Origin of the sequence: Nitrosomonas communis, from assembly GCF_001007935.1 — a bacterium.
In the GTDB taxonomy this organism is placed as follows: Bacteria; Pseudomonadota; Gammaproteobacteria; order Burkholderiales; family Nitrosomonadaceae; genus Nitrosomonas; species Nitrosomonas communis.
Window position 1 is genome coordinate 1,106,206 of the sequence record NZ_CP011451.1, and the last position, 25,983, is coordinate 1,132,188.

General features: G+C 45.0%; 19 protein-coding genes and 1 tRNA gene. 13 read left to right on the forward strand and 7 right to left on the reverse strand.

What is annotated here, in order from left to right:
* Window positions 1-19: 19 nt before the first annotated feature.
* The 7 genes from AAW31_RS04970 (at window position 20) to AAW31_RS05000 (ending at window position 6,905) form a co-directional block, all read left to right on the forward strand.
* The gene (locus AAW31_RS04970; protein ID WP_144412854.1) at window positions 20-853 is read left to right on the forward strand and encodes a hypothetical protein; all 834 of its coding nucleotides are present in this window, start codon (window positions 20-22) and stop codon (window positions 851-853) included.
* Complete coding sequence (locus AAW31_RS04975; protein WP_144412855.1) at window positions 817-2,547, forward strand: hypothetical protein; 1,731 nt, start codon at window positions 817-819, stop codon at window positions 2,545-2,547. Before AAW31_RS04970 ends, AAW31_RS04975 begins: the two co-directional genes overlap by 37 nt.
* Entirely contained in the window at window positions 2,544-3,341 is a 798-nt protein-coding gene (locus tag AAW31_RS04980) for a phage BR0599 family protein (RefSeq protein ID WP_046849391.1), read from the forward strand. Before AAW31_RS04975 ends, AAW31_RS04980 begins: the two co-directional genes overlap by 4 nt.
* A gap of 11 nt (window positions 3,342-3,352) precedes the next feature.
* Complete coding sequence (locus AAW31_RS04985) at window positions 3,353-3,583, forward strand: hypothetical protein (protein WP_046849001.1); 231 nt, start codon at window positions 3,353-3,355, stop codon at window positions 3,581-3,583.
* Complete coding sequence (locus tag AAW31_RS04990; protein ID WP_046849392.1) at window positions 3,583-3,810, forward strand: hypothetical protein; 228 nt, start codon at window positions 3,583-3,585, stop codon at window positions 3,808-3,810. Before AAW31_RS04985 ends, AAW31_RS04990 begins: the two co-directional genes overlap by 1 nt.
* Before the next feature lie 286 nt (window positions 3,811-4,096).
* Window positions 4,097-5,980: a phage tail protein gene (locus AAW31_RS04995; protein WP_235264557.1), complete on the forward strand. Its 1,884-nt coding sequence runs from the start codon at window positions 4,097-4,099 to the stop codon at window positions 5,978-5,980.
* 157 nt (window positions 5,981-6,137) lie between these two features.
* Window positions 6,138-6,905: a DNA adenine methylase gene (locus tag AAW31_RS05000; RefSeq protein WP_046849394.1), complete on the forward strand. Its 768-nt coding sequence runs from the start codon at window positions 6,138-6,140 to the stop codon at window positions 6,903-6,905.
* A 244-nt stretch (window positions 6,906-7,149) separates the two neighbouring features.
* Here the strand turns inward: AAW31_RS05000 and AAW31_RS05005 are convergent.
* Window positions 7,150-7,225 (reverse strand) — tRNA-Thr (locus AAW31_RS05005).
* Between the two features lie 210 nt (window positions 7,226-7,435).
* On the opposite strand from AAW31_RS05005, the gene aroQ reads away from it, so the two are divergent.
* The 5 genes from aroQ to metH all read left to right on the forward strand — a co-directional run bounded on the left by aroQ (window position 7,436) and on the right by metH (window position 15,138).
* Complete coding sequence (aroQ, locus tag AAW31_RS05010) at window positions 7,436-7,891, forward strand: type II 3-dehydroquinate dehydratase (protein WP_046849395.1); 456 nt, start codon at window positions 7,436-7,438, stop codon at window positions 7,889-7,891.
* Window positions 7,892-8,197: 306 nt separating this feature from the next.
* On the forward strand, window positions 8,198-8,668 hold the full coding sequence (gene accB, locus AAW31_RS05015) for an acetyl-CoA carboxylase biotin carboxyl carrier protein (protein WP_046849396.1): 471 nt from the start codon (window positions 8,198-8,200) through the stop codon (window positions 8,666-8,668).
* 52 nt (window positions 8,669-8,720) lie between these two features.
* Window positions 8,721-10,088 (forward strand): acetyl-CoA carboxylase biotin carboxylase subunit, encoded by a 1,368-nt coding sequence (gene accC / locus AAW31_RS05020; RefSeq protein ID WP_046849397.1) that lies wholly within the window; start codon window positions 8,721-8,723, stop codon window positions 10,086-10,088.
* A 29-nt stretch (window positions 10,089-10,117) separates the two neighbouring features.
* A complete protein-coding gene (gene prmA / locus AAW31_RS05025) occupies window positions 10,118-11,035 on the forward strand; it encodes a 50S ribosomal protein L11 methyltransferase (protein WP_046849398.1) in 918 nt (305 codons plus the stop codon).
* Window positions 11,036-11,427: 392 nt separating this feature from the next.
* The gene (gene metH, locus AAW31_RS05030) at window positions 11,428-15,138 is read left to right on the forward strand and encodes a methionine synthase (protein WP_046849399.1); all 3,711 of its coding nucleotides are present in this window, start codon (window positions 11,428-11,430) and stop codon (window positions 15,136-15,138) included.
* Window positions 15,139-15,251: 113 nt separating this feature from the next.
* On the opposite strand, the gene AAW31_RS05035 is transcribed toward metH, so the two are convergent.
* The 3 genes from AAW31_RS05035 to AAW31_RS05045 form a co-directional block, all read right to left on the reverse strand.
* On the reverse strand, window positions 15,252-16,055 hold the full coding sequence (locus AAW31_RS05035) for a GGDEF domain-containing protein (RefSeq protein ID WP_046849400.1): 804 nt from the start codon (window positions 16,053-16,055) through the stop codon (window positions 15,252-15,254).
* A gap of 414 nt (window positions 16,056-16,469) precedes the next feature.
* Window positions 16,470-17,102, reverse strand: a complete 633-nt coding sequence (locus AAW31_RS05040; protein WP_046849401.1) for a response regulator — start codon at window positions 17,100-17,102, stop codon at window positions 16,470-16,472.
* A gap of 54 nt (window positions 17,103-17,156) precedes the next feature.
* Complete coding sequence (locus tag AAW31_RS05045; RefSeq protein ID WP_046849402.1) at window positions 17,157-18,632, reverse strand: hybrid sensor histidine kinase/response regulator; 1,476 nt, start codon at window positions 18,630-18,632, stop codon at window positions 17,157-17,159.
* 383 nt (window positions 18,633-19,015) lie between these two features.
* On the opposite strand from AAW31_RS05045, the gene AAW31_RS05050 reads away from it, so the two are divergent.
* Window positions 19,016-20,422 carry a DUF4139 domain-containing protein gene (locus AAW31_RS05050; protein ID WP_046851529.1) on the forward strand — a complete coding sequence of 469 codons (1,407 nt, stop codon included), beginning with the start codon at window positions 19,016-19,018 and terminating at the stop codon, window positions 20,420-20,422.
* Between the two features lie 33 nt (window positions 20,423-20,455).
* On the opposite strand, the gene AAW31_RS05055 is transcribed toward AAW31_RS05050, so the two are convergent.
* The 3 genes from AAW31_RS05055 to AAW31_RS05065 all read right to left on the reverse strand — a co-directional run bounded on the left by AAW31_RS05055 (window position 20,456) and on the right by AAW31_RS05065 (window position 25,726).
* The gene (locus AAW31_RS05055) at window positions 20,456-22,315 is read right to left on the reverse strand and encodes an ABC-F family ATP-binding cassette domain-containing protein (RefSeq protein ID WP_046849403.1); all 1,860 of its coding nucleotides are present in this window, start codon (window positions 22,313-22,315) and stop codon (window positions 20,456-20,458) included.
* Between the two features lie 494 nt (window positions 22,316-22,809).
* Window positions 22,810-24,732, reverse strand: a complete 1,923-nt coding sequence (locus tag AAW31_RS05060; protein WP_046849404.1) for a polysaccharide biosynthesis protein — start codon at window positions 24,730-24,732, stop codon at window positions 22,810-22,812.
* Window positions 24,719-25,726, reverse strand: a complete 1,008-nt coding sequence (locus AAW31_RS05065) for an MraY family glycosyltransferase (RefSeq protein ID WP_046849405.1) — start codon at window positions 25,724-25,726, stop codon at window positions 24,719-24,721. The genes AAW31_RS05060 and AAW31_RS05065 overlap by 14 nt, the downstream gene beginning before the upstream one ends.
* Between the last annotated feature and the right edge of the window lie 257 nt (window positions 25,727-25,983).

Consider the following 25,983-nt stretch of genomic DNA (forward strand, 5'->3'; position numbering starts at 1 on the left):
CACCACCAAGCGGTTGTATATGCAAAAGAACACCGCCAATGGCGGCGGACTCACCTTTTACCTCGGCATCGAGGCTTTTGTTAGTTCAGGTGCTACTTCGACAGAATTACGCATCAGGGGAGCGACTGGCTATACCTCTGGTGCAGCGCTCAGCTCACAGCCGGGTGCACCCTCTATTAGTGCGGTCATAAACCGTGTCGGAAACGGGCCGTATGTCGCCTACCATCTGTTTTCCGATGCAGCAGGCGACTATGTGCATTGTGTTCTGGAATACTCGGCTGGTTTCTTCAGTCATCTGGTGTTTGGTCAGCTCGATAAATACGGCGTTTATGCTGGCGGCCATTATTGCGATGCCACTTATATCGGCACAAATGCCAATGACCATGACAATTACCTGAGCTCCTGGTCGCGCCCTCTGTTCGATAATTATGCTATATCTTCATCTTCCGCAGGTCATGTCAGCGCCAACCTGGAATTGAATATCTGGCGCATGTTTAAAGGATCAACAGGAGATTCCTCCACCTTTGATGCTTATGGCAATGGCCGCTCAGGTTTGACTAACCGTTTATTGGTGGGCAGCCAGCCCAATACTTTGAATCTCGCCACACCCTTTATTCCGATCTATATCTTTACCGATATCGGCGGCCCCAACTCCGGCAACCGCGCCCCATTAGGTGTAGTCAAGGATTTGCGCCTGGTGTGGATGCAATCGTTCTCAGTCGGACAAGAGGTGACGCTGGGTTCAGATACCTGGAAGGTATTTCCAATCTACCGCAGGTCTAATTTACAGAATACTAGCGACGATCTGCCTAATTCGTGGCAACTGGGTTATGCCTACAGGAAGATCGCATAATGGCAGTCATTAGCGGAATATTAGGCTCTGGATTGCTGGTGCTGGTGGAACCGGCACCGCTGTCTATTTCGCTCGATCAACTGAATGCTCCGCAACAGTCGCCTGTAGCGCAGGCAGCCGCCCCGGCCTTGGTTGGCGTTATGATCGACCAATTACCGGTATCACCCGAACCCAAATCAGCGATCGCCGGAAAGTTTGCCGCTTCCTTCAAAGATGATTACTACAATCGTATTCATATTCAACCTGCATCGATCGATCTGGGTAATGTCATTTCGCAGAAGATCATCCAGGTGGAGGTATGGAATGCCTATTTTGCTGCCAATCTGCTATCGTCAATTGATACCAATGCGGGCACCGGCATCAGCTTTACCGGGCCACAGCCAGAGCCTACCAGCTTCAACGCATTGGAGCCGCGCATTTACACATTGGCGGTGGAAGTAGCCGGGCCGCCACTCATCAATACTACCTATACCCTGAATTTTGCAGCCGAGTCTCCCACGTTAGTAGTAGTTGGACGCCGGGTGATTCTGCTGTTCGCCGGGATCAATTGGGATAATGGCGTACTGGAACGCTATTCATTCCTGACGAACATTATTACGAGCTGGGATGGGAGCGAGCAGCGCGTGAAACTGCGCGCAACACCCCGGCGTGAGATCGAAGCACATCTGCAGGTATTCGGCTTGGATTTTGTGCGCAAACTGCAAAGCACGCTGTTTGGCTGGCAGTCGAGAAGCTACCTGATTCCATTCTGGCCCGATTACACTTTGTTAAGTGCTGAGCTGCCCGCCGGGTCAACGGTTATCCCGAATATCCCCACAGCAGATTCAGAGTTTATTACCGGTGGCGTGGCCTTGCTGTTTAATTCCATCGATAACAATGAATCGGTGCAACTGAAAGAGGTGCAGTCCAACCAGTTGATCTTGGATCTTCCCACCCAGCAAACCTGGCCAGCCGGAACAAAAATCTATTCCGCCAAATTTGCCCGGATCGCGAGCCAACAAACGGTTACCCGCCCCACCCGCCATATGCTGGATATGCAGGCCAAATTCATCGTCACCGACAATTCAGGTTTGACTGAAGCAGAGGGGAAGACCTTGTACAAAGGCTACCCGGTACTGCTGGATATTCCCAACGAGGTGGAAGTGTTGTCGGAAGACCTGATGCGCCCACTGCTGGAGTTCGAAGCCGATACCGTTAACCCGGTGGTAGATGATCCGATCGGCTACACCACCATTGTGCGCCGCATGGACTGGCTGCTGAAATCACGCAAGGAGCGAGCCGAATTCAGGAAGTGGCTGTATGCCCGCGCGGGACGCTGGAAGCCTTTCTGGATGCCCTCCTGGAATGAAGATTTCAAGCTTAAAACTACCCTGGCGGGTACTGACACCAAACTGGTGGTCGAGTTTGCTTTCTATGAACGGTTTGTGCCCGCTACATCCATGCGTAATGCGTTAATGATTGAGCTGTTTAACAGCACCAGGATCTTCAAGGATATTCTGAGCGTGGATGAAATCTCTGAAACTGAAGAAAACGTGTTTATCCATAGCCCGGTCGGGTTCGACATTCAACCGCAGGATGTCAAACGCATCAGCTATCTCAACCTATCCCGCCTGGATGCGGACACGGTGGAGATTTTTCATGAAACAGACACAATTTCACGTGTCAGTGCATTGATTAGGACAGTGGTGCAATGACGCTCAGCGTTTTTGAAAAGAGCATCCATGACGCACGCCCGCTGGAGCTGTATGAATTCTCTCATGGACTGCAAATCTTCACCTACACCTCCGGTGATGAAGTGGTGAGCTTTCAGTCGAGAACGTACACGCCAACCGCTTTAATTCGCTCGGCCATCGGCTCATCGACTGAAGTGAGCAAAATGAAGCTGGAAATCGAAGTGACCCGCGACAATGATGTCGCCAAGCTCTTTATCCGCTCGCACCCTGGGCCGGTGAAATTGACAATCTACCGGATGCACCGAGGCGATAGCGATGTGGTAACGCAATGGATCGGGCGGGTGGTGAATGTGGAATTTAGCGGGCTGACTGCGAAAATCACCTGCGAGCCGATTTATACCTCGTTGGAGCGCGCGGGCCTGCGCGGGATGTTCCAGCGGTTATGCCGCCATGCCTTGTACGATAGCGGCTGCACCCTGAATGCCGCTGCCTTTCGCGATACCGCCACCATTGTTTCTATGGTGGGATCAGCCATTACCGTAGTACCGATGAACCGAGCAAGCGGCTGGTATACCGGCGGCTATATCGAGATGGGTGATGTGGAAAAGAAAATGATACGCGATCATACCAATGATGTGCTGACGCTGACCGGCGTAACCGCATCTTTGAAAGCGGGTGTCACCATCAATCTATATGCAGGCTGCGCGCACGACCGCAACGCCTGTCTCAACAAGTTCAATAATTTTGATAACTACGGCGGCTTTGAGTTTATCCCCAATGACATGGGGCCATTCAAGGGCGACCCGATCGAATAGGAGGAAATCACATGTGGTTTCAGATTATCGCTTTTGCTTTATCCGCCGTCTTGTCAGCAGTGTTTGCGCCCAAACCGCCCAAACCCGCTTCCAGTAACCTGGATGATTTCAATGTACCGACAGTGTCTGAGGCGACACCCATTCCGGTGGTGTTCGGCACGCGCTGGATCAACCAGGCAAATACGGTATGGTACGGCGACTTTAAAAAGACCGCGATCAAATCCAGTTCAGGCAAGAAGTAATGATTATTGACGGTGTGGATACTAGCAACCTCAGAATGACGATGCAGGATCTTGCGGAATGCAATCTGTGCGCGCGCGGCTCAAAGCGCTTCCTTGAGAAAAAAGGTGTTTGTTTCCGTCATTTCCTCAAGGAAGGGTTGCCGCTGGATACGGTTATTTCATGGAATGACGGATCAAGCAACAAGGTGGTGGAACATATCTTGAGGAAACAAAAACATGAAAGGTAAATCCGTCACGATAGGCTGGCGCTACCACTTAGGAATTCACATGGTTGCATGTCAAGGCCCGGTGGATGCCGTGACCGGCATCAAGGTAGGTGAAAGCATGCTATGGGAAGGCAATATCACGGCAAGCTCCACTCTGCCGGTCAACGAACCTGAGCTATTTGGCGGCGACAAGAGTCAGGGCGGTGTTGTCGGTGATATTGATCTTGCTTTTGGTGAAGCGACCCAGCCACCCAACGCTTATTTGCAAACCCAACAAGGCTCGCCTATCCCAGCTTACCGCGGCGTGATGTCCTTCATCCTCAAACAGATCTATCTGGCAGCCAACAACCCCTACATCAAACCCTGGGCGTTTCGTGTGAAAAGGATTCCCGCCAAGACCTGGTACCCGGAAAAAGCGGATATCAATGGCGATGCCAACCCAGCACACATCATTTACGAATGCTTGACCAGTGATCGCTGGGGACTGGGCTACACCTCTGGCAATCTGGACGATGCCGCTTTCCGTGCGGCAGCAGATACATTGTATTCCGAGAATTTCGGTCTTTCGTTCGTGCTTGCCGAGCAAACGAGCGTGAAAGAGTTGATCAATACCGTATTGAATCACATCGACGGTGCCTTGTACCTTGATCAAACCACTGGCAAGTTCACGCTTAAGCTGGTCAGAAACGATTACGATCTTGCCACGCTTCCTATTCTCAGCCCCTCCAACATCGTGCGCATGGAGTCTTTCTCCAGACCAGGTATTGCCGATCTGGTCAATCAAGTGACGCTCATCTATCAGGAACGCGACTCGGATAAAAAGATTTCCGTCACCATCCAGGATCTGGGCATGATCGCCATGCAGCAAGGGGTGGTGCCCACCACCATTCAATACCTCGGCATTGCCAATGCCACTCTGGCTAACAATGTCGCCATGCGAGAACTCAAAACGCTTACCCAACCGTTGGCGAGGCTGAAGCTGATCGCCAACCGTGAGTCGTTCGGTCTGAAACCGGGTGGCGTATTCAAATTCACCTGGCCAGACTTGGGGATTGTGGAAATGGTCATGCGCATCACTACCATGGATTTCGGCACATTAGCCGATGGCGAGGTGACGATCGATGCGGTGGAGGATGTATTCTTCAGCGTTCAGTCCGTATTCGCTGACCCGCCGCCTACCTTATGGACTGATCCAATCTCACTGCCTGTTCCAATAACCGATTACTTTCTGTTGACTGCGCCCTACTGGCTGATCGCAACCCAATTCTTAGGGGATAATCAAACAGCGATCGACAGCATCGATGTGACCAGTGCATTTCTGTTGGGTGGGGCCAAAAATCCAGGCTCAAGCGCATCCTCTTATGAATTCTGGACATCCACCAATAACGCAGACGACAGCAATGATCAGCCAGGCAGCCTGACATCTTTGTTTACGCCTACTGCCACGCTATCGGCAGCCATTACCGAAACCACCACGACATTGCCTTTGACAAGTGCGGTCGACATCAGCCAAGTAGCCAGCAACACCATCGCTTTGATTGAAAGCGAACTCGTTTATCTGACCACTGCTCCGTCAGCCTCAAGTGTAACGGTGGTACGCGGCATCCTGCACACTTTGCCCAAAGCTCATGCCGTAGGAAGCCGCATATGGTTCTTCCAGGATTTCTTCGGTCATTCCGAGGTGGAGTTTGCAAGCCTTACCACGCTATACGCGAAGTTTCTCACGGAAACCGGCAAGGGCGTATTGCCCAAAGCAAGCGATACCTGGAGGGCTTTGACACTCAATCAAAGCTGGGGCGCGCCTTATCCGCCTGGACGGGTGACGATCAATAGCGTATTGAGGCCAACCAGCATTGCTGGAGTGAATACTGATGCCTCGATTACATGGTACCACCGTGACCGCTCGAATACCGCCGCCGTCAACATCGGCAATGACAGTGCCACCAACGTCGGGCCGGAAACAAGCAGTACCATCACCATTCAGGTCTACAGCCTCAAAGTGGGCGGATCGTTGGTGAAAACCTATTCTGGTTTAACCGGTACAAGCTTCACCTATACCGCAGCTCAAGCGTTCATTGATAACGGTAATGCCGCCTTTACTGAGCGCAGGCTGGAGATATTTTCAGTGCGAGAAGGATTAAACAGTGTCGAGAAGCATGTCATTCCACTGGATTGGACAGTAAATGCTTAATTCATATTAGAGAGGAAGCGGCCAAAGCCATGCGGGAACATGGCCTGGCCGCCATAACCCACAGATTGCACCTGTGAGCCATAGCCAAGGCTTCCTGCCACGTCGACGCGGCGGATAAAGGCTACCATATTTTTACTAATGAAAAAGGGCTTACAGCATGACTAAAACAAACCCGGTTGTACCATGGATAGGCGGAAAACGTCGCCTGGCCAAATATATCCTGCCATTGTTTCCTGAGCATGAATGCTATGTAGAGCCGTTTTGCGGGGCAGCAGCGTTGTATTTCATGAAACATCAGACGCATGTGGAAGTGCTCAATGACATCAACAGCGAGCTGGTCAACATGTACCGGGTGATCAAATACCATCTAGATGAATTCACTAAGCAATTCAGGTGGGCGTTGACCAGCCGGGAGATGTACAAATGGTTGCAAATCATGCCGGTAGAAACGCTCACCGATATCCAGCGCGCTGCCCGCTTCTATTATTTGCAGAAACTCGCTTTCGGCGGTAAGGTCACCAACCAGAACTTTGGTACCGCGACCACCACTGCACCCCGTCTCAATTTGCTGCGTCTGGAAGAAGAATTAAGCCAGGCGCATTTACGTCTTTCGCAAACTTATATTGAGCACTTGGCATGGCAGGATTGTGTGCGCAAGTATGACCGGGAACACACCTTATTTTATTGTGACCCTCCTTATTGGGGCACAGAAGGCTACGGTGTAGATTTTGGCCTGGAGCAGTATGTGCAGATAGCTGAGCTGGCGAAAACGATCAAAGGCAAGATGATCATATCAGTCAACGATATTCCGGAAATGCATGAGGCATTCAAAGGGTTGACGATGCAATCGGTGGTGATCAACTACACCGTGGGTGGACTGCAAGGACGTGGACAACGCACTGAGCTGGTGATTTGTAACTTTTAACGCTGAGGTTAAATGTACCAAGCGGCAGTGCCAAATAAAGCGAAAAACAGTACCAAATTGAGCGAAAATTTACATTAAGAGGTTCTGATTGGTGCGAATGCTTTATCTTACTTCAGTATTGAGCCGACCTTGGTCTTTGCCGTTAATAGAAAATGCCTATATAAAAAACATATGTGTTGTTTTCTCTTAGTGCCCCACAAACGAAAGTTAGTTTAGGTGATTAAGCGTAACACGCTGGTTTTATTGGTGCTGTTGAGAGGAGTCGAACCTCCGACCTACTGATTACGAATCAGTTGCTCTACCAACTGAGCTACAACAGCGTTCTAAATTGCTGACAAGGGCGAAATTATAGAGGTTTAAGAGACTGTGAGCAATTATAAGTCTTTTGATAAGCAGATATACTAATAATAAAATTTAAAAATTATTAGCATAAACAATTGAACAAAATAAATTATCAATAATTTCGGCTAAATTCTCTGATTATCTCCAAAAATCTGTACATTTTCAGCAAAAAAAGCCATAATTTCACAATGACATTTAGAAATATATCAGCTAAAAATATTTTGGTGATCCATGGGCCCAACTTGAATCTTCTGGGTAAGCGGGAACCTGAAATTTATGGCAAAACGACTTTGGATGATATTAACAGAAAATTATCTGCAATATCACGAGCGGCCGAAGTAAAACTAGATACTTTTCAAAGTAATAATGAGGGTGAATTAATAAACCGGGTACAGCAAGCAATGGATGATGAAACTGATTTCATCATCATTAATCCAGCAGGATTAACTCATACCAGTATAGCTTTACGGGATGCTTTAGCCGCAACAGGAGTGCCTTTTATTGAAATACATCTTTCTAATATTTATGCACGTGAGGTATTTCGTCATAAATCATACTTTTCTGATCTTGCAATTGGTGTGATCAGCGGCCTAGGGGCAAAGGGTTATGAACTAGCATTACTGTTTGCTTTAAATGATCGATAGTCTCCAACCCAATCTTTTAATGGCTCGTATGTACTTTACTTAAGCATGAATGCGCTTTACTTAAGCATCAAAACCAAAAATATATAGAAGACTAACGATAAAGAATAATAAATCATACAACGAATTGATAATATGTAGTAATATGCCGCCGCCACGTATTCAGATATGCATCGATGCATTCTTTGTTAGCGAACTACATAAGTTCTATTTTATATTTAAACCATATCTTACAAACCTTGATCATAGATTGTGTCTCAGGTTTGATTTTAGATTACTCGTAAACGGAATGTTTCCGGGAGGCTGTATATGGATCTAAGAAAGCTAAAGAAACTTATCGAATTAGTTGAAGAATATAATATCGCTGAGTTAGAAATTACTGAAGGTGAAGAGAAAGTTCGTATCAATAAATCCGGCTATTCCTCACAAAATTATGCAGCCCTACCTCAATTTTACCAAGCTGGTGCTGCTCCAACAGCAAATGTGCCGGCCAGTACAACTGAGACTGCTCCAACCGGAACAGAAGCTAAGCTCAGTTTACCGGAAGGACATATTGTAAAATCACCGATGGTAGGTACTTTTTATCGCGCTTCCGCACCCGGAGCAAAACCTTTTGTAGAAACAGGACAGACCGTTAAAGTGGGTGATACCTTATGTATTATTGAAGCAATGAAGCTTCTTAATGAAATAGAAGCCGACAAAGCTGGTGTGATCAAAGCCATTCTACTTGAAAATGGTCAGCCAGTTGAATATGGTGAGCCTTTATTTGTGATTGGATAATTTTTTTATATCCATTCTTTTGAATTAGCCCCTTCCAGATTTCACCTCAAATATGTTTGAGAAAATACTTATTGCCAATCGTGGCGAAATTGCTTTGCGTATTCAACGTGCATGCCGTGCCATGGGCATTAAAACCGTGGCAGTTCATTCTGAGGCCGACGCTGAAGCTAAGTATGTCAAACTGGCTGATGAATCCGTATGTATCGGCCCTGCTGCATCAAGCCAGAGCTATCTGAATGTACCGGCTATCATCAGTGCAGCAGAAGTAACGGATGCTGAAGCCATTCATCCAGGTTATGGTTTCCTCTCAGAAAATGCTGATTTTGCTGAAAGAGTAGAAAAAAGTGGCTTTGTCTTCATCGGCCCACGTCCAGAAACTATACGGTTAATGGGTGATAAAGTCAGCGCAAAAAATGCCATGAGACAAGCAGGTGTTCCCTGCGTTCCTGGCTCAGATGATGCATTACCGGAATCCATAGAGGAGATCAAGAAGATCGCCAAATCAATTGGCTACCCCATTATTATCAAAGCAGCTGGAGGTGGCGGAGGGCGAGGTATGCGAGTAGTCCATACGGAAGCCGCTCTCTCCAATGCAGTCATCACGACACGAAATGAAGCTCTAACAGCCTTCGGCAATCCAACCGTATATGCTGAAAAATATCTGGAAAATCCTCGTCATATTGAATTTCAAGTTTTAGTTGATGACTATGGCAATGCCGTTCATCTAGGTGAACGAGACTGTTCCATGCAACGTCGACATCAAAAAATTATTGAAGAAGCCCCAGCAACCAATATCCCTCCCCGAATGCGCGACAAAATTGGCGAGCGCTGCACGGAAGCCTGTCGCCGTATCAATTATCGTGGCGTGGGAACTTTTGAGTTTCTTTATGAAAACAATGAGTTCTATTTTATTGAGATGAATACGCGTTTACAGGTAGAACATCCGGTGACTGAGGCAGTCACCGGCATCGATCTCGTTCAAGCGCAAATCTGGGTCGCAGCAGGAGAAAAACTCGCATTACGGCAGAAAGACATTGTGATCAAAGGACACGCCATCGAATGCCGTATAAATGCCGAAGACCCCTACAAACTAACCCCCTCGGCAGGTCGGATTACTCAATACCATGCTCCCGGTGGTCCTGGTATTCGGGTGGATTCTCATGTCTACCACAACTATATGGTGCCACCTTATTATGATTCCATGATTGGCAAAATCATCGCATATGGAGATGATCGGGATCAAACCATTGCCAGAATGCGTATTGCGCTGTCAGAAATGGTGGTGGATGGGATCAAAACAAATATTCCTCTACATCTTGACCTGTTATCCGATACCCATTTTCTTAATGGAGGGGTTTCAATTAATTATCTCGAGCACAAACTTGCTTTGCATAATAAAGCAGGTAAGGAAAATAGTTAAAAATCCTCTTGAAGTCACCCACCGTTAAAATGTCCTGGGTATCACTTACCGTTGAAATCAATGCAGCACATGTTGAAATTTTAAGTGATAAACTATTCGAGCTAGGTGCCTTATCCGTTGATATTCAAGATGCTTCTGCCGGTACTGAACAAGAGCAGCCTCTATTTGATGAACCTGGCGAACTCACAGGCGAAATCTGGGAACAGGCGGCCGTCACTGCATTATTCGAACAAAATGCAGATATTCCGCTCATCATGCAAAAAGTTACCCAGGCACTGCGGCTTACAACCGAACCTGAGTACCGTTTAGCTCGCCTGGAAGAGCAAGATTGGGTCAGATTGACACAAGCGCAGTTCGAGCCAATCAAAATATCATCACGATTATGGATTGTTCCAAGCTGGCACCCACCCCCTGACCCGACTGCAATCAACTTGATTCTTGATCCCGGGCGCGCATTTGGTACTGGCAGCCATCCTACTACTCAACTTTGCCTCTCCTGGCTAGACAGCAATATTCAATCTGGTGAGACTGTACTCGATTACGGATGTGGTTCGGGTATACTGGCAATTGCTGCGCTAAAGCTGGGCGCGCGTAATGTGCTAGGCATTGATATTGACGCCAATGCCATTGCAGCTAGTCGTGATAATGCTGTACTCAATCGTTGCGAGCCGGAAAGAATACTCTTTTCCACAACATTAGATTTATCCCAAACCAACAAAAAAGAACAAAGGCAAGTTGATAAGGTGGTCGCAAATATCCTGGCCAACCCCATAATTATGCTAGCCCCTATATTGATGAATGCTTTGCGCAAAGGTGGCTCTCTAGCACTTTCTGGCATCCTCGAGGAGCAGGCTAACCAGGTCATCGATACTTATCGCCAATGGTTTGAAATAAATATTGCTAGCAAAAAAGAAGGCTGGGTGCTATTAGCCGGGATAAAAAAATAACAACTTTTTCTCTAAAGATTTTAAAACTTTTGTAGAAACAGCAAAATCAATATCAGTCTTTATTTTGATAACAGTAAGCTAGCGCAACAAACAACTCATTACTGCTGTTTAACCTTTTATTTCATTTATAAAAATAATTCCATTTCCAAACCAGGCATAGTGAATGCAAACCGCGAATGCAACCGCAGGCAGTATACAAATACTACGACAAAAGCGCTGGCAAAGTCAGGTTTGATTCAGAAATAGATTAAGGTATCGGAAACGACCTATTACCCTCTCGCCAAGCGAGCTGCCGGAGTTGAAATTCTAGCAGCTACTTCCTCAGACCATGTTACAGGAACCATGGGGTATAATCAGCTACTTTGTATTTAACGGAAAAATATCATTCCATCATGACTCATCTTCGCACTGCTTTATTGGAAAACTTGCTTACTCGTCGCATCCTACTTCTAGACGGCGCGATGGGCACAATGATCCAGAGTTACAAATTGAGCGAAACTGATTATCGAGGGAGCCGTTTTGCAGATTTTCCTCATGACCTCAAGGGCAATAATGATTTGCTAACGCTAACACAGCCTCAAATCATCCGTTCTATCCATGCGCAGTACCTGGAGGCTGGCGCTGATATCATTGAAACCAATACCTTCAACTCCAATGCTCCTTCGATGGCTGATTACCATATGCATGAGTTGGTCTATGAATTGAATTTTGCAGCAGCCAAATTAGCACGTGAAGAAGCACTTGCGATGGAGGCTAAAACACCGGATAAACCCCGTTTTGTTGCAGGGGTGATCGGGCCCACGACCAAAACAACTTCTATTTCACCGGATGTGAATGATCCCGGTTTCCGCTCCATCACCTTCAAACAGCTTGTGACGGATTACTCGCAATCCATACAGGGATTAGTGGAAGGAGGCGCCGATATTCTGCTAGTGGAAACCATTTTCGACACACTGAATGCTAAAGCAGCATTATTTGCGATTGAGCAGTACTTTGAGAAAAATAATATTCGCTTGCCTGTCATGATTTCAGTCACGATTACCGATGCTTCCGGTCGCAATCTGTCTGGGCAAACCCCAGAAGCATTCTGGAATTCAGTCAGGCATGCTCAACCCTTATCTGTAGGCATCAACTGTGCATTGGGTGCTGAATTAATGCGCCCTTACGTTGAAGAACTCTCCAGCGTTGCTGAGGTATATACCAGCACTCACCCCAACGCTGGTTTACCCAACCCCTTGTCTGAAACAGGTTATGACGAATCTCCCGAATATACTGCGAGCTTGATTAAGGAATTTGCCCAGTCGGGTTTCGTTAATATTGTGGGCGGCTGCTGTGGCACGACACCCGCTCACATAAAAGCTATTGCTGATGCGGTAGCGGAGATTGCCCCACGAAGTATTCCGGATATCTCCAAGAAACTGCGCCTCTCCGGCTTAGAACCACTTAATATTGGTGAGGATTCGCTCTTTGTCAATGTGGGCGAACGTACCAACGTGACCGGATCAAAAGCTTTTGCCCGCCTGATACTCAATGACAATTATGCAGAAGCACTGAGCATTGCACGCAGCCAAGTCGAGAATGGCGCACAAATCATTGATATCAATATGGATGAAGCCATGCTGGATTCACAAAAAGCGATGGTTACCTTCCTCAACTTGATTGCATCAGAGCCGGATATCAGTCGCGTGCCTATCATGATTGATTCGAGTAAATGGTCAGTGATTGAAGCAGGCTTACAATGTATTCAGGGTAAAACCATTATCAATTCCATCAGCTTAAAAGAAGGTGAGGAAGAATTCATTTATCACGCCAGGCTTGCGCGTCGTTATGGCGCAGCAGTCATCGTGATGGCATTTGATGAGAAAGGACAGGCCGACACATTAGCGCGCAAAGTTGAAATCTGTACGCGTTGTTATCGTGTTTTAGTCAACCAGGTTGGCTTCCCGCCAGAGGACATTATTTTCGATCCCAATATTTTTGCGGTAGCAACTGGTATCGAAGAACATAATAACTACTCGCTGGATTTCATTGAAGCTATCCGTATCATCAAACAGACTTTGCCTTATGTCAAAATCAGCGGTGGCGTCTCCAATGTGTCCTTTTCTTTTCGTGGCAACGAGCCGATCAGAGAAGCCATTCATACTGCATTCCTATACCACGCCATCCAGGCTGGTATGACCATGGGTATCGTCAATGCGGGTCAATTAGGTGTGTATTCGGATATTCCCAAAGATTTACTCGAACGAGTTGAAGATGTTCTGCTTAATCGCCGTCCAGATGCGACTGAGCGTCTGGTTGAATTTGCCGAAAGTTTCAAAGGACAGAAAAAGGAGCAAGTTGAAGATCTCAGCTGGCGTAACCAATCCGTCCGCCAACGATTAACACATGCACTCGTCAAAGGGATCGCCACCTACATTGAAGAAGATACTGAAATCATCCGTCAGGAAGTAGAAGGCAGAGGGGGACGAACCATAGAAGTCATCGAAGGCCCTCTGATGGATGGCATGAATGTAGTAGGCGACCTGTTTGGCGCTGGGAAAATGTTTCTGCCACAGGTAGTTAAATCTGCACGCGTCATGAAGCTGGCAGTTGCATATCTTCTCCCTTACATTGAGGCTGAGAAAAAAGTTTCCGGTGACGCTAAAGCGAAGGGAAAAATCGTTGTTGCCACAGTGAAAGGCGATGTCCATGACATCGGCAAGAACATCGTTGCAGTCGTCCTCCAGTGCAACAACTATGAAGTCATCAACATGGGAGTGATGGTGCCCAGCTCGCAAATCCTGGAAACCGCACGCAACGAACAGGTTGACATTATCGGATTATCTGGCCTGATTACCCCTTCTCTCGAAGAAATGGCGCATGTAGCCAAAGAAATGGAGCGGGAGGGTTTTACTATTCCTCTTCTCATTGGGGGTGCCACGACCTCGCGCGTACATACCGCCGTTAAAATTGCGCCGCACTATAGTGGAGTTACAGTGTGGGTGCCTGATGCAAGCCGGGCTGTTGGCGTATGCAGCCAATTAATGTCTCAGGATCAGCAAAGTACGTATATGCAGGAAATCAAGGCAGAACAAGAGAAAATCCGCACACAGCAAAAAAACAAAAAAGGTCCCTCACAATTATTAACCCTCGCTGAAGCACGTGCAAATGCATTGAAAATAGATTGGCAGCACTATGCTCCTCCTGAATCTAGCTTTCTCGGTATTAGAACCCTGAATAACTACCCTGTAGAAGCACTGGTTCCTTATATTGATTGGACACCCTTCTTCCAGGCATGGGAACTATCTGGACGCTATCCGGCTATTCTAGAAGATGAAGTAGTAGGCGAAGCTGCCAGCAATCTATTCCGCGATGCACAAACGATGCTGAAGAAAATAATTGAGCAAAAATGGCTTACAGCCAATGCTGTCATTGGACTCTTTCCAGCCAATACAGTCAATCATGACGACATCGAAATTTATTCGGATAAATCCCGTACTAAAGTGCTGATGACCTATCACACCTTACGGCAGCAAACAGTCAAACCTGCCGGACGCCCCAACCTCTGTTTAGCAGATTTTATTGCGCCTAAAGAAAGCGGCATCATGGATACGATTGGATTATTCGCAGTCAGTGCCGGTTTTGGTATCGATGATCGAATAAAAGCTTTCGAAGCTGCCAATGATGATTATAGTGCCATTATATTGAAAGCATTGGCTGACCGCCTGGCTGAAGCCTTTGCCGAACACATGCATGCGCGTGTGCGGCGAGAATTCTGGGGGTATACCAAAGATGAAGCACTCAGCAACGAGCAACTTATTAATGAGAAATATCAAGGAATTCGCCCCGCCCCGGGCTATCCAGCCTGTCCCGATCATACTGAAAAAGGACCTTTGTTTGCCTTACTCGAAGCTGAAAAACGAGCAGGTATCATTATCACCGAATCGTATGCTATGGTTCCTACCGCGGCGGTATCCGGCTTTTATTTCTCGCACCCGGAATCTACTTATTTCGCCGTAGGTAAAATTGGCAAAGATCAAGTAGAAGATTATGCCAGAAGAAAAGGCTGGACGATTGATGAAGCGGAAAGATGGCTCGCCCCCACATTGGCATATGAGCGCTGAGCGCTCAATAAATACCAATCGAGCATGAATCAGGTATTTATAATACCCTGCTGCCGCATTAAGTGATAGAAACTATCAGAATCTGGTTGGCGCCAGGAGGATAGCAATAGCAATTATAGGGCAACTTCTATCTGAGATAATCCTGTATTTTTTGCACGGAATAATGCTTCATCAACTCGCTTAATCACCGTATGCTGATGCTCATCAGTTTGGCGTAATGTTACCCCGCCACTAATAGTGATCGATACCGGTTGGTTATCTTTATTGAGTACAGGATTGCTAGCCAGCATGCGCTGTAATCGCTGTATGATACGTACCGCATCATTGATCTCTGTATCAGGCAATAAGATAATGAACTCCTCCCCACCATAACGGGCAACCACATCGGTTGGACGTAACGCATTCTTTATGGTTCTCGCCAAAGAGATCAGAACATTATCGCCGAATGGATAACCATAAATCTCATTAATTTCCTTAAAGTTATCCAGATCAATCAGGATAACGCATAACGGATTTTTGCTTCGGTCTGCACGGGCAGCTTCACGGATAAAATGCTCATCCAGTCCGCGCCGGTTAAACAGGCCAGTCATCTGATCGGTATGCACTAACTCTCTGATGAGTGCTAGCTCATGCTTCAGAGATTCAATTTTTTGCTCAGTATCAGAGATCTTGTGCCGTGAGTTGGACATCTCATCACTTTGATGCAAATCCCTGGTTTCAGACAAAACAGCATCCAGAATTCTAATTATTTCATTCACATCATGAGTTTTTCTGATTTCGTGGGCATACTGCTCAGCGTGCTGATAATATTCATCAACGGTTAACAATGCTTTGCTGCTTTCCTCACTTGTTTCATTTTCTTCACCAACCTCGGATGACTTGACCAGCTTTAATCGCATTTCACTCAAAGTTTGCATAATATGTAACCTCTCATTGATAACACCAGGAATAAGATGATTATTCCAGTCAAACCCAAGCCAATACTGACTAATTAAAAAGGATAAGCCGCTGCAGGAATAATCTACTATTATCTGTAGACTAACAAACTCAGCATGATTCAATAAATGAAATTAAAATAGAAATCCAGCTTTATTCTAACTTTCCCTTAATCTTATTCTATTTCTCAATCAAAAATGACGCGAAGACGAGCCGCAGACAGTATCAATCATGCGGCAAGTAAAGCCGACAAAGTCAGGTTTGATTGAGAAATGGAATGAACCATAAGCGGACACTTGCAGATCCTACAAGCTAAACTCAGTCAAACACCGGGATAAGATAGAGATCCTAAAGAATATTTAATGTTTACCGAGTAATTGGTGGAGTAACTCAGATTAATCAACCAAGTGGTGTTTAATAGCGTAACGTACTAATTCAGAATTGTTCGATAGTTTAAGTTTTTCCATAAGACGAGCACAATAAACACTGACTGTTTTTGGACTCAGACACAAGCTGGTAGAAATTTCCGAAAGGGACTTACCTGCCGCAATCAAGCATAATGTCTGATATTCCCGATCAGATAAACTATTATGTAATGGTTGATCAGTATCTAATGTAATTGCGTTAGCCAGCTCTTGTGCAAGGGATGGAGTAATGTACTTGCGCCCCGCTGCCACCTGACGAATCGCTGTCACCAGTTGCATAGGCGCACTTTGTTTACTTAGATAACCGGCTGCTCCTGCTTTAATTGCGCGGATCGCGAATTCACTTTCGTGGTGCATGCTAAGCATTAAGATAGTGAAATTAGGCTGGTCTTTTTTAATCTGTTTGAGCACCTCAATACCGTTTCTATCCGGTAGTGAGATATCCAGTAACATCACATCAAAAATTTGCTGGCGTGCGATGGTTATCGCCTCAAACCCGGTTTCTGCCTCACCGGCTACACTAATATCATCCGTCTCACTTAAAATCTGTTTCAAACCCTGGCGTACGATGGCATGATCATCAGCGATCATTACACGTATCATTCTACCCTCCCTCGCCTATTATTTTTCGATACATGATACAACCTACAAAGGTTACTATTCTTTACCATTCACTGGAATCTGGATTATCACGCAAGTTTCCTTTTCAGGTATTCCGTTAACATAAATGTTTCCACCCAATTGTTGACAACGTTCACGCATTCCCCGTATTCCAAAAGATCCTGGTTTGTTCATATCTGATTCCCTAATTCCACGCCCATTATCAATCGCTTCCAAAAATACCCAACCGTCATTTTCAAATAGCTTGACTTTAACGTTCGAGGCGCCTGCATGTTTAGAGATATTAGTCAATATTTCCTGAAAAACACGAAAAATAGCGCTAGCTAAATCTGCATCTAGCGGAATATCTTCACTGTCACAACAAAACACACAAGGAATTTCTGTACGTTTGCTAAATTCCTTTGCTTGCCACTGAATCGCCGCCACGATACCAAAATCCAGTATACCTGGCCGCAGGTCTAATGCAATTCGGCGCGTGCTGTCAATCACATTATCGACCAGCTCTTCAATTGAGGCTGCTTTCTGCTGGTAAAAATCAGGTTTCCTCGGTTTTGCGTCCATGCAGAGCAATAGCTCACATTTAATTGCTGTCAAGGTTCCGCCAATATCATCGTGAATTTCTCGGGCGATCTTTGCACGCTCATGTTCCTTAACTTTCTGTAGATAAGAAGTAAGTTCAGCCAGTCGCGCATGCGAGCGAGCAATTTCAATTTCTGCCAGCTTATTGCGTGAAATATTCATGACGATACCGTCCCATAACACCCCATCATTGGGTGAGCGGCGTGGTGTTGCACGTAAACTGACCCACTTAATATCTGGATCACTTTTAACTTGAATGCGCCCCTCCCAGTTCCAAGTAGAAAAATGCTTGGCCGATGCTTGCATGAGTTGATCATAAGAAGCCCTATCTTCAGGCAAAATCAGGTTAGTAAATAAATCCGGCTGCTCTATTAAATGAGTTGGTGAAATTCCTAACAGCATCACAGAGCCTTCACTTACATAAGAAAAGCTTTTAGAACCATCTTGATTCAATAAAAATTGAAATACCAGCCCGGGCAGATTCGAAGCAATTGCACGAAAGTGCGCTTCACTTTTCTGCAACGCAAGCTGTGTTTCTCGAATATGCTGAAGCGTTTCCATTTGCTTCAGACTACGCTGTATCGCTTGCTTCAGTCTTGCCGTGCAACAGGTTATTGAAATGAAATCCTGAGCCCCTGCTTTCATCAAATGAGCTGCAGATTCATCATTTCTACCGCTGGATACGACGATCACAGGGATAGCTAAATGATGCGCAGCAAGATGAGATAATACCTGTTCAGCACCTGGTTCAGGCATTGTATCATCAGATAAAATTACATCCCATGAAGATCCAACGAATGTCTTCGGAAAAGCTTCAATAGTATCGACACATTCTGAATTAAAACATAAACCACCTGCCCTGAGTGCCTGACAGATATGCTCAGCATTTCTGGCCGAATATCCTACCAGCAGTATATTGAGCGTTCTGGCCATCCTTAATATTCATCCAAATTTTATTCAAATAAAAGAATTTTACATATTATAAAGCTATCATACAAAGAAGGCGGCATAGAAGGCACTCAAAAAGTAGTTCACTAAAAACCAAGCTATTGGCTAAGCTCTCCTTAAATCAACTAATAAGCAAGCCGTTACGAGTGCGGAAGAAATGGCAAAAATGTCTCAAGCCAAGCACAAAGACTCGACAGATATCACAGAGCATGTTGAAATAATTAAAATAATGTAAAAAGCAAACACTATTTCCAATCCAAAAATAAACTATGATAATGGAATGGCTGGGCAAGAGGCATTTAGCAACAGACAAAAAGTATAGTTATAAAAAGAATCGCTGCATCAACATACTACCTGCAATAGCAGTAATGAGTATCTCTATTCCCATCAGTTATGCGGCCGCAATAGCAAACGAAAGGGTTACTACTTCTCAAGATCAGAAGAACATCATTGTTACTATTTATAATGGGAACCTGGCATTAATAAAAGATTCACGCAGCGTTATACTGGATCAAGCTTTCAACAAACTGGCTTGGCAGGAAGTCTCTGCGCAGATACGCCCTGAAACTGCGCTATTACGCAACCTTGCTTATTCTTCAGGATTTCGCTTACTGGAGCAATCTTTTGATTTCGACGTGCTCACTCCGAAAAAACTACTGGAAAAGTACTCAGGTAAAGAAGTAACCGTTATACGCACCGACCCTGCAACCGGTTCTGAGGCTAGCGAAGCAGCCACCATTCTTTCGACTAACGAAGGAATTATTCTGAAATTTATTGACCGAGTTGAAAGCAGTGTACCTGGACGAATCGTGTTTCCTGGTTTACCTGAAAATCTGCGTGACAGACCTACCCTACTCATTTCACTGATTAGCCCATCCCAAGGAAAACATGATCTTGAGCTTTCCTACCTTACATCCGGCTTATCCTGGCGTGCCGATTATGTAGCTGATCTGAATGCAGATGATAATTGGCTTGATCTCAATGGCCTGATAACATTTACCAATCAAAGTGGCATAGCCTACTATAATGCCAGGTTGCAACTAGTAGCAGGCGATGTTCATCAAATTTACCCTGAACAGCCTACCTCCAAAAAAATGATGACATTTGCGCGAGAAGTAGCTGATAGTGCGCCAATGAAAAAAGAAGCACTTTTTGAATATCATCTTTATACATCACCGCACCCTATCACACTTGCTGAAAACCAGACTAAACAGGTTGCCCTCATGTCTGCAACTCATATTCCAGTAAGCAAGGAATTTATTCTGCAAGGTAGGGATTATTATTACTCTGGACAATACCCTATAATCAGCCATAAACTAAAAACTAACGTATCCATCAGTTTTGCTAATAAGGGTGAAGGCTTGGGAATACCGCTTCCGGAAGGAATTATCCGAGTCTACAAAAAAGATACCCAGGGGAATAATCTCTTTATCGGTGAAGATCAGATCGATCATATACCTCAAAATGAGTTGGTTCGTCTCAGCCTGGGGAGTACCTTTGATATTACCGCTGATAAGTTACAAACCGACTTTCAACAAATCTCTGGCGAGCTAGGTCATAGAAGTATCGTAGAAACGGCTTATCAAATTACACTAAGAAACGCCAAGAAAGAGGCAGTTATAGTAAAAGTACAGGAGCCCATTCCAGGAGACTGGACTATGTTATCTGAATCATTGCCTCATACTAAGCTATCCTCTGGCATGGCGGAATGGAGAATGCCTGTTCCAGCTGAGAATGAGGCCACGCTAACTTATCGGGTACGCGTCAAATACTAAAAAGTAGTTCCTTTTATTTAATAAACTAGCGAATCAGATTTGCCCGCATTCTTCCATTGCTGCTTCCAGCTCCAGCCAGCTTTCTTCCAGTTCAGCAATTTTTCTTTCTAATTCAGTACGGATATGATTGAGCTGACTGATTTCCTCACGTGTACAGTTTGTATAAGTAGCCGGATCAGCTAACTGGTGATGGATTGCGGCTAACTCAGTTTGCGCAATGGACAATGTTCCCTCGAGTTTAGTTTGCTTAGAAAGAAGTGCTTTTCTATTCGGTTTAGGCGTCTTTGGCTGAGTAACTTTCTCTGGCTTAGGCTTAATCGCTTTATAGGTACGCTGATTCTCAATCCAGTTTTTATAATCTTCCAAATCGCCATCAAATAGCTGGACCTGACCATCCGCAACCAGCCAAAATTCATCCGCCACGGCACGAATCAAACTACGATCATGTGATACCAGGATTACACTACCGGTATATTCTTCCAGCGCCAGCATGAGCGCATCACGCATGTCCAAATCAAGGTGGTTGGTAGGTTCATCGAGCAACAGTAAATGGGGTCGTTGCCAAGCGAGTAAAGCCAGCACCAAACGGCTTTTCTCACCACCGGAAAAAGTCATCACCGGACGATCTTCACTGTCCGCAGCTAATCCAAACCGCCCCAGGAAGGAGCGCAATGTCAACATGGTTTCCTTCGGGGCGAGTTGCTGAAGATGCTGTAATGGTGTCATTGATCCATCCAATTTCTCGAGCTGATGCTGAGCAAAATAACCAATACGGATATCTGACGCGATCTCTATTCGCCCAGCGCTCGGTTTAAGCTCATCAATAAACAATTTGATTAACGTGGATTTGCCCGCACCATTCGGTCCCATGAGCGCAATACGCATCCCTGCTCGCAAGAATAAATTAACGTGCTGAAAGAGCATCTCTCCACCATAACCAAAACCCATGCCTTCCACTTTCAGCAAAACATCCGGGCCTCGCTCGGGCGCATCGAGCTGTAACCGATAATGACCATCATCTACATGGAGAGGTACGATTCGTGCCAACCGCTCGAGCGCCTTAATTCGGCTTTGTGCTTGTTTAGCCTTGGTAGCCTTTGCTCGAAAACGCCGCACAAAATCTTCCATATGGGCTATATACCTTTGCTGCTGCTGGAAAGCTTGGCCCTCTTGAGCGATACGTTCAGCACGAGTTCGTTCAAAATCATCATAATTCCCACCATAACTATCAATGATCTGGTTATGAATGTGTGCAATACGATTCACACATGTATTAAGGAATTCACGGTCATGTGAAACGACAATTAAACTACCGGGATAACGAGCCAGATACTGTTCCAGCCAAAGAATAGCTTCCAGATCAAGATGATTGGTTGGTTCATCCAAGAGGAGTAAATCAGCTCGATGCATCAACGCGCGCGCTAAATTCAAGCGCATTCGCCAGCCACCTGAAAATTGGCTAACGGGATGCTCCAATACATCATTTGCAAAACCTAATCCATTCAGCAATTGGGCTGCGCGCGCACGCGCTCCGTAACCATCGATTGCTTCATAGCGTTGCTGTGCCTCAAACCAGTTGGAATCATGTGTCTCACGCATCAGGATTTGCTCTAATTGTCTCAATTCAACATCGCCATCAAGCACAAACTCCAATGCAGATTGATGAGAATTGATAATTTCCTGTTCAACAAAAGCAACCGTTTTGCCAGCTTGAAGAATAATTTCACCCTTATCCGGATGAATTTCCCCTCGTATCAAACGAAATAGAGTAGATTTTCCGCAGCCATTTTTACCGACCAAACCCACACGTTGATTGGCAAATACCTGTAAATTAACATCCCGTAGAAGTGGCAGTCCATTTTGTAAATAAGTAAGGTTCTGAATATTTAGCATGAATGATGACTAATAATTTTTATCCACTTCCTTCACATATAAACTGTAATATGTATGAAAAAAATCTTTTTATTGAAGAATCCAAGGTAATGATTATTGTTTTAGTTATTTGTTTTCAATAGGTTAAATAAGAAATTCTCCTCATAAATTATCAATACTCTTGACATATAAAACAATTCACAATTTCTTTTTAAAATAATTTATTTCAATTTAAATTTACATCAATATTTATTAAAATCACAACTATTTGATTAAAAATGATTATTTTATGTGCAAAAACCAATCAAATTATAAGATACTGTTATAGGCAATTATCTTAATAATACTATTTACAACTTACTCACAAAGTTACCCACAAAATTTGTGAATAACTCATCCTGAAAAGCAATTTCCTTGATTATGATAATGAACATTCCTCAACGAAACATACGCTCGAATACCTTAAGCTTCAAACGTAACAAAACAGAAATTGGGTTACTTCCTTGCTCTGTTTATCAATGTGTATTTAAAGTAGCTACCTGCTCTGATAAGTTTTGCTCATCTGTTCTTTTATTTGAATACTCAGGTACCCATTTTGTTAAGGCCCACCTGACCTCCTCATCCTTTAGCACAGGTTGTTTGGTAAACCAATCCATGAATGACGCAAGCCATTGCTCATCGACTTGGTAAGACAGCGTAATACTAAGTTTTTTATGTTGGGTTGGCAAAATATTTTCATTTTCTGTAGCGAGTTCTTCATATAACTTCTCACCTGGACGCAACCCAGTATAGACAATCTTGATATCTTCTTCGGTCAGGCCAAGCAAACGGATCATATCTTTGGCCAAATCTACGATTCTGACGGGATCGCCCATGTCCATAACAAAAATTTCTCCTCCACCTTTCACACCGCCCATCAAGCCCGCTTGTAAAACCAATTGTGCTGCTTCCTGAATAGACATGAAATAACGCGAAATCTCAGGATGTGTCACAGTAATGGGTCCACCTTTTGCGATTTGCTCCCTAAATTTAGGGATCACACTACCTGTACTTCCTAAAACATTACCGAACCGCACGATGACAAAACAAGTTTTGGATGATGCAGTATACTTGTTCTCAGCATGTAACACTGATTGCTGTAGCGCCTGACAAACCATTTCAGCCAATCGCTTGCTGGCACCCATTACATTGGTAGGGTTCACCGCTTTGTCAGTAGAAATGAGCACAAATTTTTCTACCGCATGTTCAATCGCTACTTCTGCCAGTACATATGTTCCCATAACATTATTCAACATAGCCTGCCAGGCATTTTCATTTTCCATTAAAGGTACATGTTTATAGGCCGCAGCATGGAATACCACCGTAGGCTGATATTTATCAAATACTTGCGAGAGTCTTGCGCGATCTTTAACATCTCCGATCACAAACGCCATAGAGACAGCCGGAAATTTGAGGAGGAATTCTTCTTGAATGGCATAGAGCGCAAATTCATTCAATTCAAACAAGACAAGCTGCCTGGGATTAAATGCCATGATTTGCCGGCACAGTTCAGAACCTATGGAACCACCCGCCCCTGTAATAAGTATCGTTTTTCCGGTCAGCAGATCATGCAAACCTTTCGTATCGAGCACCACAGGCGCCCGGCCAAGTAAATCATCCAGCTCAACATTGCGGATTTGTGATACAGTCATTTTCCCACTGACAAGGTCAGCATAGGATGGAATGGTCAATGCCTTAACACCTAGCTCTGCGCACATTTCGAGCGCTTGACGCCGCTCGTTCTGAGAAGCAGATGGCATGGCAATAATAACATGGCCCACACCTAATTTTGCTACCCATGCAGGTAATTGACTGATCATACCCAAAACCCGAACGCCATGAAGACGAGCTCCTAATTTTTTGGGACTCCCTCCCAGCAATCCCACTACCTGCCAATCAGGGCTACGATCCAGTTCTTTTACCAGATTAATCGCAGTATTTCCTGTCCCTAGCACAATAACTGGTTTACGTTCTGAATTTTTTAAGCTGTAAAACCGTCCTTCTTTCCATGACCGATATAAAATGCGGCTTCCTCCCATGATTAGCAGCAAGAGTAATGGGGTAAGGAATATCACTGCTCGTGGCAACAAGACAGGCAGTTTCAGCATGAATATTACAAACGGGACAATCACTGCGCCGCAAGTAACGGTTAGCAGAATTCTTTTTAAATCTGGCAAGCTGGCATAGCGCCATAATCCGCGATATAGGCCAAATGAATAAAAGATAGCCGCTTGAGTTGGTGCAATCCAGACTAAATTTTCCTTGAGTGAAGCTTGAAAATCAGCAGGAATTTCAAAATTGAAGCGGAATAAATAAGCGAACCACCACGCTATGATCACTGCAATAAAATCATGAATGAAAGCAATGAGAGAGCGTTTATGAATTTTACTTGCAATCATCCTGTATTTTAGTGTAGCGATAGCGTTGATAACAATCAAAAGCCCGCATTATAATTAAATAAATACTTCCCCACATCACCGCCAGCCAGCTCTGGGTGATAAAGTCATAACTGTTTGCCCATACTGCACTCCCGCCGACCATCAGCATCAATAGATATTCCAATAAGGCTGTATTGCGGTGCCCAACCCCACTCTGCACAACCCTCTGGTAATAATGTTCACGGTGTGCTTGCCAAACCCTTTCACCACGGAAGAATCGCTTAATCAGCGTCATACTCGCATCGACTATAAAAGGTGAAAATATCAGTAAAGGCAGCCAAAAAGACCACAAACCTTTAACCCAACCTAAAATACCGAACGCCGCCGCTAAAAAACCCAATGGCACTGCCCCCACATCTCCCAGAAATATTTTGGCTGGATGAAAATTGAAGCGTAAGAAAGCCCCAGCGGAAGCCATAATACAAAAGTTAATCATGGCAAATTCCATATTGCCTGCAAGCAACGCTGTTACACCATAATAACCAAAACCGATGAACGCCATACCACCCGCTAGCCCATCAGAACCATCCATAAAATTATATAGGTTGGACATCCAGGCAATGGCCAGTCCCATTCCTATCACCATAACCCAATTGTAACCATCTAGTAAAAGCATCGCAGAAAAGCTGATGGCAACAAGAATATGAGCCAGTAAACGCACCAGTACAGATACACCCTTCACATCATCAGCCAAAGAAACAAGCGCAAGTACGCTAAATCCTACCCACAATGAAATAGGCAATGAAGCAGAAAACAGCAGCCATACCAACAATATCGAGAGAATCAGACCGATACCACCAGTCCGAGGAACAGGAGTGCTATGTAACGAACGTTTATTTGGAAAATCCAGGATTTTGAGTGCATTACCTTTCACCAACCAGAAAATAAGTAAATAGGCCACTAGGAAAGATAGCAAAGGAGCTGCAACAAGTTGAAAAGAAAATTCTGAATTCATGAAGCAGAATTATGCTGGAAAACACAGGCGATAGGCGAGCAAGGCGTTGAATAAAGATCCAACCAGTTCTCCTAACTCGTCAAATTCAAAAATGAGAATAGTAATTCCATTTCCAAATCAAACGCAGCTGTGCCGGCTTCTCTTTGTCGTATTATTTATATTACCTGCGGCTCGCCTTGGCGTCATGTTTGATTTGGAAATGGAATAATACTTTTCTCTTACTTTACCGCCTTATTGCAACTACTTCCTATCCTGCA